This window comes from Amycolatopsis sp. YIM 10, from assembly GCF_009429145.1.
Lineage (GTDB): Bacteria > Actinomycetota > Actinomycetes > Mycobacteriales > Pseudonocardiaceae > Amycolatopsis.
This window is the reverse complement of the sequence record NZ_CP045480.1, coordinates 3,738,808-3,756,579: the sequence shown is the minus strand read 5'-3', so window position 1 is coordinate 3,756,579 and position 17,772 is coordinate 3,738,808. Positions and strand designations below refer to the sequence as shown.

Annotated in this window: 13 protein-coding genes and 1 riboswitch; of the genes, 7 read left to right on the top strand and 6 right to left on the bottom strand. The window is 70.1% G+C overall.

What is annotated here, in order from left to right:
- The first annotated feature begins 12 nt into the window (after positions 1-12).
- From YIM_RS18180 to YIM_RS18160, 5 genes are all read left to right on the top strand, one after another.
- The gene (locus YIM_RS18180; protein WP_153031484.1) at positions 13-1,092 is read left to right on the top strand and encodes a ribonucleotide-diphosphate reductase subunit beta; all 1,080 of its coding nucleotides are present in this window, start codon (positions 13-15) and stop codon (positions 1,090-1,092) included.
- A gap of 31 nt (positions 1,093-1,123) precedes the next feature.
- Positions 1,124-1,353: riboswitch (cobalamin riboswitch) on the top strand.
- Positions 1,354-1,462: 109 nt separating this feature from the next.
- Complete coding sequence (gene metE, locus YIM_RS18175; RefSeq protein WP_153031483.1) at positions 1,463-3,745, top strand: 5-methyltetrahydropteroyltriglutamate--homocysteine S-methyltransferase; 2,283 nt, start codon at positions 1,463-1,465, stop codon at positions 3,743-3,745.
- A 118-nt stretch (positions 3,746-3,863) separates the two neighbouring features.
- Positions 3,864-5,330 carry a cytochrome P450 gene (locus YIM_RS18170; RefSeq protein ID WP_153031482.1) on the top strand — a complete coding sequence of 489 codons (1,467 nt, stop codon included), beginning with the start codon at positions 3,864-3,866 and terminating at the stop codon, positions 5,328-5,330.
- Positions 5,331-5,490: 160 nt separating this feature from the next.
- Complete coding sequence (locus YIM_RS18165) at positions 5,491-7,356, top strand: diguanylate cyclase domain-containing protein (protein ID WP_194240200.1); 1,866 nt, start codon at positions 5,491-5,493, stop codon at positions 7,354-7,356.
- Positions 7,357-7,439: 83 nt separating this feature from the next.
- On the top strand, positions 7,440-7,898 hold the full coding sequence (locus YIM_RS18160; RefSeq protein WP_153031481.1) for a peroxiredoxin: 459 nt from the start codon (positions 7,440-7,442) through the stop codon (positions 7,896-7,898).
- A gap of 45 nt (positions 7,899-7,943) precedes the next feature.
- Here YIM_RS18160 and YIM_RS18155 read toward each other — a convergent pair whose 3' ends face one another.
- The 3 genes from YIM_RS18155 to YIM_RS18145 form a co-directional block, all read right to left on the bottom strand.
- Positions 7,944-9,128, bottom strand: a complete 1,185-nt coding sequence (locus YIM_RS18155; protein ID WP_153031480.1) for an LCP family protein — start codon at positions 9,126-9,128, stop codon at positions 7,944-7,946.
- Between the two features lie 132 nt (positions 9,129-9,260).
- Positions 9,261-10,493, bottom strand: coding sequence for a cyclopropane-fatty-acyl-phospholipid synthase family protein (locus YIM_RS18150; protein ID WP_153031479.1), 1,233 nt, complete (start codon positions 10,491-10,493; stop codon positions 9,261-9,263).
- A gap of 37 nt (positions 10,494-10,530) precedes the next feature.
- The gene (locus tag YIM_RS18145) at positions 10,531-11,226 is read right to left on the bottom strand and encodes an alpha/beta hydrolase (protein WP_153031478.1); all 696 of its coding nucleotides are present in this window, start codon (positions 11,224-11,226) and stop codon (positions 10,531-10,533) included.
- Positions 11,227-11,291: 65 nt separating this feature from the next.
- Here YIM_RS18145 and YIM_RS18140 point away from each other — a divergent pair, with 65 nt between their 5' ends.
- The gene (locus tag YIM_RS18140) at positions 11,292-12,029 is read left to right on the top strand and encodes an SIS domain-containing protein (protein WP_370468997.1); all 738 of its coding nucleotides are present in this window, start codon (positions 11,292-11,294) and stop codon (positions 12,027-12,029) included.
- A gap of 211 nt (positions 12,030-12,240) precedes the next feature.
- Here YIM_RS18140 and YIM_RS18135 read toward each other — a convergent pair whose 3' ends face one another.
- Entirely contained in the window at positions 12,241-14,109 is a 1,869-nt protein-coding gene (locus YIM_RS18135) for an ABC transporter ATP-binding protein (protein ID WP_153031476.1), read from the bottom strand.
- A gap of 184 nt (positions 14,110-14,293) precedes the next feature.
- Between YIM_RS18135 and YIM_RS18130 the strand changes: the two genes are divergently transcribed.
- Positions 14,294-15,562, top strand: a complete 1,269-nt coding sequence (locus YIM_RS18130; protein WP_153031475.1) for a glycosyltransferase 87 family protein — start codon at positions 14,294-14,296, stop codon at positions 15,560-15,562.
- On the opposite strand, the gene YIM_RS18125 is transcribed toward YIM_RS18130, so the two are convergent.
- A complete protein-coding gene (locus YIM_RS18125) occupies positions 15,549-15,797 on the bottom strand; it encodes a helix-turn-helix domain-containing protein (RefSeq protein ID WP_228004999.1) in 249 nt (82 codons plus the stop codon). The genes YIM_RS18130 and YIM_RS18125 overlap by 14 nt on opposite strands.
- A 172-nt stretch (positions 15,798-15,969) precedes the next feature.
- On the bottom strand, positions 15,970-17,598 hold the full coding sequence (locus YIM_RS18120; RefSeq protein WP_153031474.1) for an ABC-F family ATP-binding cassette domain-containing protein: 1,629 nt from the start codon (positions 17,596-17,598) through the stop codon (positions 15,970-15,972).
- Positions 17,599-17,772: the final 174 nt, after the last annotated feature.

The following is a 17,772-nucleotide window of genomic DNA, read 5'->3' as shown; positions in this document are numbered from 1 at the left end:
AACCCCCTGACGATGACGAACACCGAAGCACCGCTCACCGACGCCACCGGCCTCGGCGAGATCGAGCGCGGCGCCGAGCGCATCAGCGTCGACGACAAGCGCATGATCAACGCCCGCGCCGACGTCAACCAGCTGCTCCCGCTCAAGTACACCTGGGCGTGGGAGAAGTACCTGGCCGGCTGCAACAACCACTGGATGCCGACCGAGGTCGCCATGCAGGCCGACATCGCGCTGTGGAAGTCGCCCGACGGGCTGACCGAGGACGAGCGGCAGATGCTCAAGCGCAACCTCGGCTTCTTCGCCACCGCGGAGTCCCTGGTGGCGAACAACATCGTGCTCGCGGTCTACCGGCAGATCACCAACCCGGAGTGCCGCCAGTACCTGCTGCGCCAGGCCTTCGAGGAGGCCGTGCACACGCACACCTTCCAGTACATCTGCGAGAGCCTCGGCCTGGTCGAGGGCGAGCTGTTCAACATGTACCGCGAGGTGCCCTCGATCGCCGACAAGGACGCGTGGGCGCTGAAGTACACGCAGAACCTGGAGAACCCGGACTTCGAGACCGGGACCCCGGAAGCCGACCAGGCCTTCCTGCGCGACCTGGTGGCGTTCTACGTGATCTTCGAGGGCATGTGGTTCTACACCGGCTTCGCGCAGATCCTGTCGCTGGGCCGCCGGAACAAGATGGTCGGCATCGCCGAGCAGTACCAGTACATCCTGCGCGACGAGTCGATCCACCTGAACTTCGGCATCGACTGCATCAACCAGATCAAGATCGAGAACCCGCACCTGTGGACCGAAGAGTTCCAGGCGGAGGTGCGGGGCATGCTGGTGGAGGCGTGTGAGCTGGAGGTCGCCTACGCACGCGACACCATGCCGCGCGGCATGCTCGGGCTCTCGGCCCAGCTGTGCGAGCAGTACATGCACTTCATCACCGACCGCCGCGCGCAGCAGATCGGCCTGGCGCCGATCTACGGGGAGAACGAGAACCCGTTCCCGTGGATGTCGGAGGCGATGGACCTGAAGAAGGAGAAGAACTTCTTCGAAACCCGCGTCATCGAGTACCAGAGCGGTGGCGCACTCGACTGGGACTGATCCCGCCCGCTAGGCTCGGCCACGCCACTGGTTCGCCATGGCGTGGCCGAGCTCTTTTCGTGCCGCGTGATGGGGAGGCAACAGGGAACCCGGTGTGAATCCGGGACTGCCCCGCAGCGGTAAGCGGGAACGAAAGCTGTCACCGCGCAAGCGGTCAAGCACTGGGCACCGCCCGGGAAGCGACAGCCGGTAGGTCCGGCTCCCACCAACTGGGAGCCCCGCCCGTGAGTCCGAATACCTGCCCGTGGTGCGCGCGCCGCCGGCGCGCGCGGGTCCGGGTCTCGCGGGAGGACACGTCCGAACCAGGTCGCTGGTTCGTGCTGCCCCTCGCCGTCCCGGGCTCGTCGGACGAGCTCGCGAGGAGAGAGCTGTGGCAGACCACAATCGCCTGGGTTCGACCGTTCTCGGTTACCCCAGGATCGGTCCGGACAGGGAACTGAAGAAGGCCGTCGAAGGCTACTGGGCCGAGCGGATCGACGAAGCCGAACTGCGGCGGGTGGCGCGGAAACTGCGCCTGGACACCTGGCGCGGGCTCGCCAGGGCCGGGCTCGACACGGTGCCCTCGAACACTTTTTCCTTCTACGACCAGGTGCTCGACACCACCGTGTTGTTCGGCGCGCTGCCGCGGCGGTTCACCGAGCTCGGACTTTCGCCGATCGACACCTACTTCGCCGCGGCGCGCGGGGTCCAGGAGGCGCCCGCGCTCGAAATGACGAAGTGGTTCGACACGAACTACCACTACCTGGTGCCGGAACTGGGCCCGGACACCGAATTCACCGTCTCCGGCGGCAAGCCGCTCGACGAGTACCGCGAAGCCAGGGCGATCGGCGTCCAGACGCGCCCGGTGCTGGTCGGCCCGGTGACCTATCTGTTGCTGGCGAAGGCGGCCGAGGACGCTCCCGGCGGCTTCCGGCCGCTCGACCTGCTCCCCCAGCTGGTCACCGCCTACGCCCAGCTGCTCACCACGCTGCACGACGAAGGCGTGCGGTGGGTCCAGCTGGACGAACCGGCCTTCGCCGCGGATCGCACTGCCGAGGAGCTGGAAGCGCTCCGGCAGGCGTACGCGGCGCTGGGCGGACTGGAGCGGCGGCCGAAGTTGCTGGTGGCCGGGTATTTCGGCGCGCTGGGCGACGCGCTCGGTGTGCTCGCCCGCTCCCCCATCGACGCGCTGGCCGTGGACCTGGTCACCGACCCGGACGCGGTGCACGCCGTGGCGGCGGAAAGCGCGTTGCGGGACAAGGAGGTGCTGGCCGGGGTGGTGGACGGCCGCAACATCTGGCGGGTCGACGCCGACGCCGCGCTGGCGAAGGCCGCGACCCTGCTGGGCACCGCCGGGTCGGTCGGCGTGTCCACTTCGGCCTCGTTGCTGCACGTGCCGTACGACACCGCGCGGGAGTCCGATTTGGACGAACGGCTGCGCGGCTGGCTGGCCTTCGCCGAGCAGAAGGTCGAAGAGGTGGTGCTGCTCGGGCGGGCGCTCGCCGGTGAGCCCGCGGACCTGACCGCGGCGCGCGCGGCCACCGCGGACCGCGCCGGTGCCGCGGACCTGCGCGACGATCGCGTGCGCGCCCGGCTCGCGGCGCTGAAGCCGGAGCACAGCCGCCGCGGCGACTACGCCCGGCGCGCCGCGGCGCAGGCCGAGGCGCTCGGGCTGCCCGCGCTGCCGAGCACCACGATCGGGTCGTTCCCGCAGACCCGTGACGTGCGCAAGGCGCGCGCGGCGCTGCGGGCGGGGCGGATCGACGCGGCGGCCTACCGCGCGCAGATGCACGACGAGATCGAGAAAGTGGTGCGGCTGCAGGAAGATCTCGGCCTCGACGTGCTGGTGCACGGCGAGCCGGAGCGCAACGACATGGTGCAGTACTTCGCCGAGCAGCTGTCCGGGTTCGCCGCCACCGAGTTCGGCTGGGTGCAGTCCTACGGTTCGCGGTGCGTGCGGCCGCCGATCCTGTTCGGTGACGTGTCCCGGCCGCGGCCGATGACCGTGGACTGGGCGTCGTACGCGCAGTCGCTGACGGCGAAGCCGGTCAAGGGCATGCTGACCGGCCCGGTGACCATTCTGGCGTGGTCGTTCGTGCGCGACGACCAGCCGCTCGCGGACACCGCGCGGCAGGTCGCGCTGGCGATCCGCGACGAGGTGCACGACCTGGAGTCGGCGGGCATCCGGATCATCCAGGTCGACGAGCCCGCACTGCGCGAACTGCTGCCGCTAAGGTCTTCGGAACATCAGGCGTACTTCGACTGGGCGGTCGAATCGTTCCGGCTGGCCACCTCGGGCATCGCGGACTCGACGCAGATCCACACGCACATGTGCTACTCGGAGTTCGGGGACATCCTGCCCGCGATCGACGCCATCGACGCCGACGTCACCAGCATCGAGGCCGCGCGCTCGCGCATGGAGGTCCTCGACGGCCTCGGGAACTTCGCGCGCGGTGTCGGCCCCGGGGTGTACGACATTCACTCACCCCGGGTGCCGGGCGTCGAGGAGGTGACCGAGCTGCTGCGCACCGCCGTGGCCGCCGTCCCGCGCGAGCGGATCTGGGTGAACCCGGACTGCGGCCTGAAAACCCGGGGCTACGCCGAAATCGAACCGGCCCTGCGAAACCTGGTCGCCGCCGCACTGCAGCTGCGCACCGAACTCGCCACCGGGTGAGCCGGTCACGCAGGCGGCTTTCGTGACACCCGGAGTGACCCGTTCGCGTTCTTGTCAGAGCGCCAACAAGGGGGCATGGTGGTAGGGGCAGGTCTCTCAGCGACGAGAGGAGCCGACCGTGCCGAGCCCGCTCTCCGCACCCGCCGTCAGCAGGGTGACCACAGCGCTGCGCGAGCGGGTCCCGCCGCTCACCTCGATCCCGCTCCCCCGCGCGGTCGACCGCAGACTGCTCGGGCAGCGCTGGCCCACCAAGGAACTGGCGCCACCCCCGGCGGGCAGCGGCCTCAAGGCCATCCCCGGCGACGACGGCGCCCCGCTGATCGGGCACTCCCTCGACTTCATGCGCTTCGGCGTCGAGTGGGGGCTGCGCCGCTACGAGCAGTACGGGCCGGTCTCCTGGATGGGCGCCTTCGGCCGCCGGATCGTCAGCCTCGCCGGGCCCGACGCCACCCAGATCGCACTGGTCAACAAGGACAAGGCCTTCTCACAACAGGGCTGGGATTTCTTCATCGAGAAGTTCTTCCACCGCGGCCTGATGCTGCTCGACTTCGGCGAGCACCTCGCGCACCGCCGGATCATGCAGGAGGCGTTCACCCGTGACCGCCTCGCCGGGTACGTCACCCAGATGGGACCCGCGCTGCGCGACGGGATCGGCGCGTGGTCACCGGATTCGCGGCCGCGGCTGTACTGGCCGCTCAAACGGCTGACCCTCGATGTGGCGAGCCGCGTTTTCATGGACATGCCCGGCGGCGACGGCGCGGCACACCTCAACCGCGCCTTCGTCGACTCGGTCCGCGCCGGCACCGCGATCGTGCGGCTGCCGGTGCCGGGCGGGCGCTGGGCCGCCGGGCTCAACGGCCGCAAGGTGCTGGAGCGCTACTTCCGCGAGAACCTGCCGGCCAAGCGCCGCGACGACGGCGAGGACCTGTTCTCCGCGCTGTGCCACGCCACCACCGACGACGGCGAGCGGTTCTCCGACGCCGACGTGGTCAACCACATGATCTTCCTGATGATGGCCGCGCACGACACCACCACGATCACCAGTGCCGCCGCGGTGTACTACCTGGCCAAGCATCCCGAATGGCAGGAACGCGTGCGCGAGGAGTCGCTGCGCCTCGGCGACGAGATCCCCGACGTCGCCGCACTCGGTGAACTGTCCACACTGGAACTGGTGGTCAAGGAAGCGCTGCGGCTGGTCGCGCCCGTACCATCGATGGCCCGCAAAACCTTGCACGACACCGAAGTTCTGGGTTTTCACCTACCGGCGGGCTGCCTGGTCGGCGTGTCGCCGACGGTCAACCACTTCGACCCGGCGTGCTGGACCGAGCCGATGCGCTTCGACCCGGACCGGTTTTCCGAGGCACGGCGCGAAGATCGCAACCACCGCTACGCCTGGATGCCCTTCGGCGGCGGCGCGCACAAGTGCATCGGGCTGCACTTCGGCATGTTCGAGGTGAAAGCCCTGCTGCACGAGATGCTCCGGCGGTTCCGCTGGTCGGTTCCGGCGGGCTACCAGGCGCGCTGGGACTACGTATCGCTACCGGTACCGGCGGACGGCCTCCCGATCCTCCTGACCAGGCGATAATCTGTCACACTTAGAGTACCCGTTCGAGTACCGATCATCACTCTTTCAGCCGGTAGACACCCAGCTTGCTGCGTGATGACGTGACATGACTCTCGGCTGGCTCGTGTGCTGTGCGGGCGCACCGATCCCCGCATGGGCTTTGAGCTGGCCTTTGCATCGCATGAAGAGGTGGAGTGTGCCGAGACCTGGTGACGTGCCAGGATTGGTGGAGATCGCCCGTAAATGGGCGGTCGCATTGGCCGACACGGAAGGAGTATCGCTTCCGCCCGAGGAACTCGAGGGAAGCCTGCTCTCCTTCGCCCACGAGTTGTGTGCCGACACCGATCCAGCGCGCGAAGGCGCCAAACTCCGGTTCGCCACGCTGTATTCGGCTTCACCGCTGGGTATCGCACTGGCCGATCAGGACGGCGTGATCGTCGAGGCGAACCCGGCGCTGGGCCGCATGCTCGGGCGCCGGTCCGAGTCGCTGCAGGGCACGCCGATCCCGAGCCTGGCTTCCACCGACAAGGGCGCCGCGACGCTGCGGACCGGCCTGGCCGAACTGGCCGATGCCGATCTTTCCCTGTACCGCCAGCTGATCGTGCTGTCCAACGCCGAGGACGACCCGCTGTGGGTCAACGTCACGCTGTCGCAGCTGCCCGGTGACAACACCGACCGGGTGTACCCGGTGCTGATGGTCGAGGACGTCAACGACCTGCACCTGCTGCAGGAGCGGCTGCGCCACCAGACCCTGCACGACTCGCTGACCGGCCTGCCCAACGCGCTGAGCTTCTCGACCAAGCTCGACGCCGCGGTTTCGGCGGACTCCCCCGGCCAGGTCGCCTTGGTGTACCTGGACATCGACGGGTTCAAGGTGATCAACGACGGCCTCGGCGCGGAACTGGGCGACCAGGTGCTGCGCGCGGTGGGCCGCAAGCTGGGCACCGTGTTCGCCGACCACGACGCGTTCATCGCGCGGCTCTCCGGTGACGGGTTCGCGGTGCTGCTGCACGGCGAGCTGAACGCCACCGAGGTGATCGCGCTGGTGCAGCGGGTGCTCGACGAGCTGACCGAGCCGGTCTACTACGACGAACTCGGTGTCGGCGTGAGCGCCAGCGCCGGGATCGTGGTCCGCAAGGCGGCCGGCGGTTCGGCGAACGACCTGCTCCGCGCCGCCGAGATCGCGTTGCACCGCGCGAAGGAGGCGGGCAAGGCGCAGTGGATGCTGTTCGACCCCGAACTCGACGCGCGCGACCGCAGCCGCTACCGGCTCGGCGCCACCATCGCCGGCGCGCTGGAGAACGGTGAGTTCTCGCTGGTCTTCCAGCCGACGGTGAAGCTGGCGCGGCAGCACGAGCTGGCCGTGGTCAACGCCGGGCTGCGCTGGAACCACCCGGAGTTCGGCGATCTGGAGTCCGAGGACTTCTACCCGCTGGCGGCCACCACCGGCATGATGATCCCGCTCGGGCGCTGGCTGCTCACCGAATCCCTGTCGGCCACGGCCCGCTGGCGCGAGAAGTTCGGCGACGCCGCGCCCGAGGTGTGCGTGCGCCTGCCCTACCGGCTGGCCACCGACCCGGATCTGGTGTTGCTGGTCAAGGAGGAACTCGACCGCAACGACCTGCCCGCCGGCGCGCTGCGGCTGTGCACGGACGGGCCGTCGGTGCTCGACCCGCACGGCGAGGTGATCGACTCGCTGGCGGTGCTCGCCGATCTCGGCGCGCACCTGGTGCTGGCCGTGTCCGGCAGCGCCGACCTGGAGCTGATCCGCACCCACCAGCTGCCGGTGCGTCACGTCATCCTCACCGGCGAGGTGGTCGACGCGCTCGCCGAGCGGGACGACGAGGTCGCCTCGCGTCACCTCGGGCAGCTGGTGGCCCGGGCGAAGGAGATGGGCCTGCGGGTCGGCGCTGAGGGCGTGCGCGACGCCGCGCACGCGGAGCGGCTGCGGGCGCTCGGTGTGCTCGCCGGGCGCGGTCCGTTCATCGCCGAGTCGGCCACCAAGTCCGACGTGGAGGAGCTGATCGACCGGCACGCCGCCGGTTGAGCACCAGCCCGCCGTGCGTGCGGTTCCGAACACCAGGCAGGATCGCAGCGGTCCAGCGCGCGCACGGCAGAGGAGTTCTTCACATGCAGCAGGGAGACCTGGCCCCGGACTTCACCCTCGACGACGACCGCGGTGAGCCGCGGTCGCTGAGCGGGCTGCTCGCCGACGGGCCGGTGGTGCTGTTCTTCTACCCGGCCGCGATGACCAGCGGCTGCACCGCGGAAAGCTGCCACTTCCGGGACCTGGCCGCCGAATTCGCCGCGGTGGGCGCGCAGCGCGTCGGGATCAGCCCCGACGACGTGTCCAAGCAGCACATGTTCTCCGCCACGCACGGCTTCGACTACCCGCTGCTGTCCGACCCCGACGGCGCGGTGGCCACCCGGTTCGGCGTGCGGCGCAAGTTCGGCCCGCTGCTGACCAAGCGGCACACCTTCGTCATCGACACCGACCGCAAGGTGCTCGAGGTGATCAAGAGCGAGCTGCGCATGGGCGTGCACGCCGACCGCGCGCTGGCCGCCCTGCGCGCCCGCCGCACCGCCTGAACCCGAGCCTGAGCCCGGGCGCTGCCCGGCCCGGGCAGCGCCCCGTCAGTTGACGATGACGCTGTCCGGGATCGGCTTGTCGTTCTTCAGCGCGTCGAACAGCTGCTCGGACTTCTTCTTGTCCCAGTTCTCCGCCGAGGCCGAGGTGACCGGCACGGTCGTGGTGACCACGCCGCCGCTGGAGATGCCGCGCATCGCGAACGCGAGCCCGACCAGGTTGTGCAGGTGGTCGCCCTCGTCCATGGTCAGCGCCTCCGGCGCCTCGGACAGCAGCGGGAACAGGTAGAACGGGTTGAGCAGGGTGCCGGGGCTGGCCATCTCGGAGACCATCGCGCCGATGAACTTGCGCTGGTTGGCCACCCGGTCCAGGTCCGACCGCGGGGTCGCGCTGCTGTAGCGCATGCGCACGAAGCTCAGCGCCTGCGCGCCGTCGAGCTCCTGGCAGCCCGCCTCCAGCTTGGCGCCGGTCATCGAGTCGTTCATCTCGGTCTCGAGGCACATCTCGACCCCGCCGATGGCGTCGACGATGTTCGCGAACCCGCCGAAGCCGATCTCCGCGTAGTGGTCGATGCGCAGGCCGGTGGCGCCTTCCACGGTCTTGGCCAGCAGCTGCGGGCCGCCGAAGGAGAAGGCCGCGTTGATCTTGTTGGTGCCGTGGCCGGGGATCTTCACCTGCGAGTCGCGCGGCAGGCTCAGCAGCGTCGGCGGGGTGTCGTTGTCCGGGATGTGCGCGACCATGATGGTGTCGGTGCGCTGCCCGGCGGTGTCACCGGTGGACAGGCGCGCCTCGTCCTCCGGGTCCAGCCCCGCCCGCGAGTCCGAGCCGACGACCAGCCAGTTCGTTCCCGAGCCCGCCGGGGGGTGGTCTTCGTAGCCCAGCGCGTCGATCCGGTTGATGGAGAACTCCAGGTAGACCCACACCCCGGCGAGGAAGACCACGAAGACCATCAGCAGGCTGAGCAGCACCTTGCCGAAGCTCCACCGGCGGCGGCGCGGCGGCCGCTCGCGCATCGGCGCGCGCGGCGGGGCCTCCGGCCCGCGTGGCGGAACCGGCGCGCGCATGGTCTGCTGCGGCGGCATGTGCTGCTCCTCGCGCGGCGCCTGGTACGCCTCGCGCCGCGGCGGCTGTTCCCGCCCCGGGATGGGCAGCATCTGCGCGCGCTGGTGCTGCCGCGGGCCTCGGGGGGCCTGACGGGGTTCCTGCCCGCCGTAGTCTCCGCCGTAGGTCATCAAGCTCACCGTTTCCTGCCGTCCGACATGCCTGCGGTGCACAGTGAACCGCAGCTCCCGGAGACAAGGACGTGCGACACCCCCTTCCGGTTGTGCCTACCACCCTGAAGAGGGCTTCTACCTGCGGAAGGCCTACCTGCCGAAGGACAGCTGGCGCACCTTGATGTACCCGGAGGAGAACCCGGCTTCGGAGTAGGCCAGGTAGAACTCCCACATCCGCTTGAACACCTCGTCGAAGCCCAGGCCGGAGACCTCGGCCCAGCGCTGGGTGAACCGCTCGCGCCACTCGCGCAGGGTGCGCGCGTAGTCCTGGCCGAACTCGCGCGCGGCGCGCAGCTTGAGCCCGGCGTGCTCGGCGAGCCCGGTCTCGATGGACTCGGGTGACGGGATGAGGCCGCCGGGGAAGATGTACTTGTGCATCCAGGTGTACGAGGAGGCGGACGCGAGCATGCGGTCGTGGTTCATCGTGATGGCCTGGAGGCCGAGCTTGCCGCCGGGCCGCAGCCGCTCGCCGATGGTCCGGTAGAACGCCGGCCAGTAGTCCGCGCCGACCGCCTCGATCATCTCCACGCTGACCACCGCGTCGTACCGCCCCTCGGACCGGCGGTAGTCGCGCAGTTGCACGTCCACCCGGTCGGCCAGGCCCGCGTCGGCGATCCGCTTGGTGGCCAGGGCGGCCTGCTCCTCGGAGATGGTCAGCGAGGTGACCCTGGCGCCGCGCCGGGCCGCCTGGATGGACAGCTCGCCCCAGCCGGTGCCGATCTCGAGCACCTCGCTGCCCTCGCGCACCCCGGCGTAGTCGAGCACGCCGTCGATCTTGCGGTGCTGCGCGGCGGTCAGGTCCTCGTCCGGCGAACCGTACAAAGCCGACGAATACGTCATGGTTTCGTCGAGAAAGGTGGCGAACATGTCGTTGGACAGGTCGTAGTGCCGGTGGATGTTCGCCCTGGCGCCGTCCACCGTGTTCTCCTCGCCGGCGGGCTGGCGCCGGTCGACCAGCCGCCGGAACCGTTGCAGCACCGGCGGAATCAGCGTGGCCATCCGCTCGGCGAACGGGGTGAGCACCTCGGCCAGCGCGTCGGAGGTCCAGTCGCCGACCATGTACGCCTCGCCGAAGCCGATCTTCGCGTCCACGCCGAGGCGGTGGAAGAAGGCGGCGGGCCGCCGCAGGTACATGCGCGGCGCTTCGGGGCCGCCCGCGCCGAGCCAGTTGCCGCCGGGCAGCACCACGCGCACGTCGAGCGGGCGGACCGCGCGCCGGAACAGCGCTTCGGCGATCTTCGCCCGCAGCGGCGAGTGCGGCGGCGTGGCCAGCCCGCGCCAAGCGCCGTTGGCCGCCGCCGAGTCAACTTGTGAACTGGTCACCGTGAATCCCCTCCCAAGAGAGCACCGAGAGCGCCGTCTAAAGCGGAATTCGCAGCCGTTCCGCGATTGGCCTGGTCCACATTCCGGTCAACATGCCGTCCGACGGCGGCAATCCGAGTGTGTCCAGTGTGAAAGCACAGACCAGCCTGGTCCATACCGGCGAGCGCCGCAGCATCGCGTGTCCCTCGTCGGAGACCTCGAACCTGGCGATCCGCGACGCCACGGTTTCGGCCCGGCTGCCGAAGGTGTACGAGTCGGCCGGGCTGGTGATCAGGTCCTTTGTGCCGTGCGCGATGAGCACGGCGCGGTCGCGCACCGCGGCCACCGGTTCACCCGCCGGTGTCCACGGGGCCAGCGCGCACACCCCGGCCACCGCTGGGTCGTCGGCCACGCGCAGCGCGACCCGGCCCCCCATCGAGTGACCGACGAGGACCACCGGCACGCCGGGATGCTCGGCGCGGATGCCGTCGAGTGCCCAGCGCGCGTCGCGCACCGCGTCGAGGCCGGGCGCGTTCCAGCCACGCACGCGGTTGCGCAGCAGGCGCACCTCGACGCCGTGGCGCGCGGTGGCGCGATGCAGCGACTTCGCGATCGGCACCATGCGCAGATAGGCCAGGCGCCACGGGTGCACCGTGGCGCGGCCGTGCTCGGCACCGCCGTGCAGCACCAGTACCACCGCGCGCAGTGGTCCGCGTCCCCGCCGGATCGTGACAGCGGCTTGTCTTTCGCTCACGCCCACCTCCTGCTCCGATCATGGCAAGGTTGCTTCGTAGCCGACCATTCCCAGGAAGGGACGATGTGGTGAGCGCCACCCGATCCACTGATTTCGCCGAACTCACCGCGACCGCGCTCGAGCGGGCGCGGCGGGACAACGCCGAGGCCGTCACCGAGGCCGCCGCCCAGATCGTCCGGACCATCCGGGCGGACGCGCTGGTCTTCACCGCGGGCGCCGGGCATTCGCTGGCCGCGGTGGCGGAAACCTTCTACCGCGCCGGCGGGCTCGCCAACGTCTACCCGCTCTACCACGAGGAGTTGCTGCCGCTGCACGGCGCGCAACGCAGCACCAAGGCCGAGCGGCGGTCCGGCCTGGCCGCCGAGGTGCTCTCGGTGAAGGCGCCGGGCCCGGACGACCTGCTGGTGGTCTTCTCCACCTCCGGGGTGAACCCGTACCCGGTGGAACTGGCGATGGCGGCGCGCGAGGCGGGTGCCCCGGTGATCGCGGTCAGCTCACGGGCCTCGGTCGAGGCGGCGCCGCGGCGGTCGGCGAGCACGCTGGTCGAGCAGGGCACCATCGTGCTGGACACCGGCATCCGGCCGGGTGACGCCAGCTACCCGGCCGAGAACCCGGTGACCGGGCCGCTGTCCACTGTGGTCAACGCCTTCCTGTGGAGCCAGGTGCTCACCGCGGTGCTGGAGCAGGCGGCGGCCGAGGGCGTCGAGGTCCCGCTGTGGCGCAGCTCCAACGTGGACGGCGGCGACGCGGCCAACGCGGCGCTGTTCGAGCGGTACCAGCCCCGCGTGCCGATGCTGGGCTGACCTCGCCCCGGGTGCCGCGAACCGCCACCCGGCAACGACAGCCGACCACCTGCCCACCCAGCCCCTCCCCATCCCCGCTCCACAGCCAAAACACGGCGAAGACCCCGATGTCAAGGCATCTTTCCCGCCTTGACATCGGGGTCTTCGCCGTAGTCACAATCAAACAGCGGGGTGGCCCACGCAGTGCCGCCCACGCAGTACCGACCCCGGATCAGACCGGAGTCGGATCACTGGCGAACTGAGTGCGGTACAACTCCGCGTACCGCCCCTCCGCGCCGAGCAACTCCGAATGCGTGCCGCGTTCGACGATGGTTCCGCCTTCCACCACCAGGATCTGGTCGGCCGCGCGCACCGTCGACAGCCGGTGCGCGATGACCAGTGCGGTCCGCCCGCGCAGGGCGTCGGTCAGCGCCTCCCCCACCGCGGCTTCCGACGACGAGTCCAGGTGCGCGGTCGCCTCGTCCAGCACGAGCACCCGCGGCCGCGCGAGCAGCAGCCGCGCGATGGTCAGGCGCTGCCGTTCCCCGCCGGAGAGGCGGTAGCCGCGTTCCCCGACCACGGTGTCCAGCCCGTCGGGCAGCGCCGAGATGGTGTCGGCCAGGCGCGCCCGGCCGAGCGCGTCCCACAGTTCCTCGTCCCCCGCGCCCGGCTGCGCGTAGACCAGGTTCGCGCGGATGGTGTCGTGGAACAGGTGCCCGTCCTGGGTGACCACGCCGACCGCCGAGCGCAGCGCGTCGAAGCTCAGGTCGCGGACGTCCACACCGGACAGGCGGACCGCACCGGAATCCACGTCGTACAACCGCGGCAGCAGTGAGGCGATGGTCGACTTGCCCGCCCCCGACGAACCCACCAGTGCCACCATCTGACCCGGCTCAGCACGGAAACTGATGCCGTGCAGCACCTCTTCCCCACCGCGACTGTCCACAGTAGCCACTTCTTCCAGTGACGCGAGCGAGTACCGGTCGGCCGCCGGGTAACCGAAGCGCACGTCGTCGAACTCCACCGACACCGCGTCGTTTTCGGGCAGCCGCTTCGGTTCCGGCTTCTCCTTGATCATCGGGTCGAGGTCGAGCACCTCGAAGATCCGCTCGAACGACACCAGCGCGGTCATCACGTCCACCCGCACGTTCGCCAGCGCGGTCAGCGGTGTGTACAGCCGGGTCAGCAGCAGCGCCAGGGCGACCACCGTGCCCGCGGCGAGCTGCCCGTTGAGCGCCAGCCAGCCGCCGAGGCCGTACACCAGTGCCAGCGCCAGCGCGGAAACGAGGGTCAGGCTGGTCATGAACCAGCGCGTCAGCATCGCCGTGCGCACGCCGATGTCACGCACGCGCCCCGCCCGCGCGCCGAACTCGTCGGCTTCGGCCTTCGGCCTGCCGAACAGCTTCACCAGGGTGGCGCCCGGCGCGGAGAACCGCTCGGTCATCTGCGTGGTCATCGACGCGTTCAGCCCCGACGCCTCCCGCTGCAGCGCGGCCATCCGCCTGCCGATCCGCCGCGCGGGCAGCACGAAGACCGGCAGCAGCACCAGCGCGAGCAGGGTCACCTGCCAGGACAGCGCCAGCATCACCACCAGGGTCAGCACCAGCTGGATCGAGTTCGTCAGCAGGCCGGACAGCGTCGCGGTGAAGGTGCGCTGCGCGCCGATCACGTCGTTGTTCAGCCTGCTCACGAGCGCGCCGGTGCGGGTGCGGGTGAAAAACGCCACCGGCATGCGCTGCACGTGCTCGAACACCGCGCGCCGCAGGTCGAAGATCACCCCTTCACCGATGCGCGCGGACTGCCACCGCTCGGCCAGGCCCAGCGCGGCGTCGAGCACCGCCAGCCCGGCGATCGCCAGCGCCAGCCACACCACCACCGACGCCTGCCCGCCGCTGGTGATCACGTCGATCACCCGGCCGGCCAGCAGCGGGGTGCTCACCGCGAGCACCGCGGAGATCACCGTGAGTCCGCCGAAGACGGCGAGCCTTCGCCAATGCGGCCTGGCGAACTTCGCCACCCGCTTGACCGTGCCCCTGGTCAGCCCCTTCGGCGCGGTCTCCGCCTGCATCGCGCCCATCATCAGCGACCACGTGTTGTCCATCTGCGCCGTCCTTCGCCCCAGACCTCAAGTAATATAGAGGTTTTAACCGGATATGACCTGGACAACAGCGGAATCCGGCCCGTTGTTCCCGATCCGGCGGAATTCTTCCCCGCCGCCTCGGTAACCTGCATGCCACAGGGAAGATTTTCGTGGCTGGTGTCGTACTGAAGGTGAGCAGAATCGCGTGGTCCGCACCGTTTCCGAGCGTCTGCGGCAGCTCGTGTCCGCCCACCCGCTCGCCGTCGATCTCGCGGTCTACCTCGCCTGTGCGGTCTACGCGCTGATCCTGGCCCGCACCAACGAGTTCTACGGCTTCCGCGTCTGGGGCAACTTCGCCACCGCCGCCTACGGACTGGCCTTCGCGCACACCGCCTGGTTGCTGGCCACCCGGAACCGCGAGCAACGCGCGTGGTGGCGCAGCCGCTGGGTCGGTGTGGTCACCATCGGCGTGGTGGGCATGCTCGCGCCGTTGCTCACCCTGGTCGTGCGGCGGCTGACCGGAGTGGACTGGCTGATCACGCCGTGGTCGTGGAGCGCGCAGCCCGAGGTCTGGGTGATCGAGCGCTCGGCGAAGCTGCTGTTCGAGAACGGCACGCCGTACGTGGACGTGCACGCGCTCGGCAGGCTGCCCGAGGTCAACGACTACACCCCGTACGGCCCGGTGATGACCGTATTCGGCATGCCGAGGGCGTTGTTCGGCGACACCCCGTTCACCGACGCGCGGCTGATGTTCGCGCTCACCGCCGCGCTGTGCGTGTGGGCGAGCCTGCGCCTGCTCGGCCGCCCGCGGGTGCCGGTGGCCGCCGCGCAACTGGCCGTGGCCTTCCCGCTCACCGCGCTGACCTTCGCGGTGGCCGGGCCGGACCTGGCGATCATCGGCCTGGTGGTGCTGGGCACCGCGCTCGCGGCGAAGGACCACCACCTGCCCGCGGCGGCGGTGATGGCGCTGGTGGTCAGCGCCAAGCTGACCGCGCTGCCCGCCGCGGTGGTGGTCGCGGTGCTGATCGCCGCCCGGCTCGGCGCCCGCGCGCTCGGCACCGCGACCCTCGCCTTCGCCGGGGTGTGCGCCGTGGTGAACCTGCCCGTGCTGCTCGCCGATCCGGCCGCCTTCGCCGAGCACGTGGTCCGCTTCCCGGCCGGGCTCGGCGCGGTGGACTCCCCGGCGACGAGCCCGTTCCCCGGCTACCTGATCGCGAGCACCGGCGAACTCGGCCACGTGCTCGCCATCGCGTTGCTGGCCGCCGCGGCGCTGGCGGTGAGCTGGTGGCTGCTGCGACGGCCACCGGTCACCGGGGCGGACGCGATGTTCCGCATCGCGGTCGGACTGGGCACCTCGATCCTGCTCACCCCGGCCACCCGGTTCGGCTATCTGGTGTACCCGGTGGCGTTGTTCGGCGCGATGCTGTGCTTTCCGCGGGAAACCCCGGACGAGCGGATTGTTACTTCTTCTTGACCCGGGTGGCCCCACCGCGCCCGCGAAGCTGCACGCCGGATTCCGAAAGCACCCGGTGGACGAATCCGTAGGACCGTCCGGTGGACTCGGCCAGCGCGCGAATGCTCGCACCCTTCTCGTATTTCTTCTTCAGGTCAGCGGCCAGCTTGTCGCGCGTGTTACCGGTGATCCGCGCGCCCTTCTTCAGGTCAGCCACGTCTCTCCGCCTTCCGCATGAGCGTGTTCTGGGCCACATTCGACCCCTGCCGCCGCAATGATCGAACACTGAGCCGCGGAATGCCAGACGACAGGCGAAAAACATCCTGAAACCGCCCTGACATTGGGCCATTCCAGTGCTGACGCGGTGCTTGTTGAACATCAACTAAGCACATGATCAACCGGACGGACGGTTTCCGCGCGGAAGTACCTCAGGCCAGTTGCACGAGGTCCAGATAGTCGGCGGACCAATGGTCCTCGGTGCCGTCGGGCAGCAGGATCACGCGTTCGGGTTCGAGTGCCTCGACCGCGCCGGGGTCGTGCGTCACCAGCACGACGGCACCGGAGTAGGTGCGCAGCGCTTCGAGCACCTGGGCGCGGCTGGCCGGGTCCAGGTTGTTCGTCGGCTCGTCGAGCAGCAGCACGTTGGCGGCGCTGGAAACCAGCCCGGCCAGCGCGAGGCGCGTCTTCTCGCCACCGGAGAGCGTGCCGGCCGGCTGGTCCAGCTGCTCCCCGCTGAACAGGAAGGAGCCGAGCAGGTTCCGCAGTTCCTGCGCGCCGGTGTCCGGTGCGAGGTGGCGGATGTTCTCCCAGACGCTCGCGTCGTGGTCGAGGGTTTCGTGTTCCTGGGCGTAGTAACCGAGCCGCAGGCCGTGGCCGGGCACGGTTTCGCCGGTGTCCGGCTTCTCCATTCCGCCGAGCAGCCGCAGCAGGGTGGTCTTGCCTGCCCCGTTCAGCCCGAGTACCACCACTTTGGACCCCCGGTCGATGGCGAGGTCCACCCCGGTGAAGATCTCCAGCGAGCCGTAGGACTTCGACAGCCCCTCGGCGGTGAGCGGGGTCTTGCCGCACGGCGCGGGCGCCGGGAACTTGATGTGCGCGACCTTGTCGGCCTGGCGCGTCTCGTCCAGGTTCGCCAGCATCTGCTCGGCGCGGCGCGCCATGTTCTTGGCGGCCACCGCCTTGGTCGCCTTCGCCCCGAGCTTGGCGGCCTGCTGCTGCAGCGCGGACGCCTTCTTCTCGGCGTTGGCGCGCTCGCGGCGGCGGCGCTTCTCGTCGGTGGCGCGCGCGTCCAGGTAGCGCTTCCAGGTCATGTTGTAGTGGTCCAGCTCGCCGCGGGTGGCGTCGAGGAACCAGACCTTGTTGACCACCTCGTCGAGCAGCTCCACGTCGTGGCTGATCACCACGAGTCCGCCGTCGTGTGCCTTGAGGAACCCGCGCAGCCAGGTGATCGAGTCGGCGTCGAGGTGGTTGGTCGGCTCGTCCAGCAGCAGGATGGTGTCCGAGCGGCCACTGGCCCCCGCTTCCGAGGCGGCGAACAGGATGCGCGCCAGCTCCACACGGCGGCGCTGACCGCCGGAGAGGGTGCGCAGGGTCTGCGCCAGCACGCGGTCGGCCAGGCCCAGGTTGGCGCAGATGCGCGCGGCCTCGCTCTCGGCCGCGTACCCGCCGCGGGCGGCGAAGCGCTCTTCCAGCCTGCCGTAGCGGCGGATGGCCTTGTCGCGCTCGTTCTCGTCGACCAGTTCGGACATCGCCGTCTGGGCCTTCTCCATGTCGCGCAGCAACGCGTCGAGCCCGCGCGCGGAGAGCACGCGGTCCTTCGCGGTGACCGACAGGTCGCCCTCGCGCGGGTCCTGCGGCAGGTAGCCCAGTTCACCGGCGTGGCGGACCTCGCCGGCGTAGGGCTCGCCCTCACCGGCGAGCACCTTCAGCGTGGTGGTCTTGCCGGCGCCGTTTCGGCCGACCAGGCCGATGCGGTCGCCCTGCTGGATGCGCAGCGAGAGGTCGGACAGCAGGATGCGGGAGCCGGCGCGCAGCTCCAGGCCGGAGGCCGTGATCAAGGGAAACTCCGAGGTGGGAGGGGTGGAAAGCAGGACAGCGTCGAACTCGCCCGCGGTGTGCTCACACGGGCGGCACGCTACTCCAGGAGAATGTCCACCAGCCCAGTGTACGGCCCGGCGTCCAGTGAATTACCCGGCCCATGACCGGGATCACCATCCGGCCCCGGACTATCC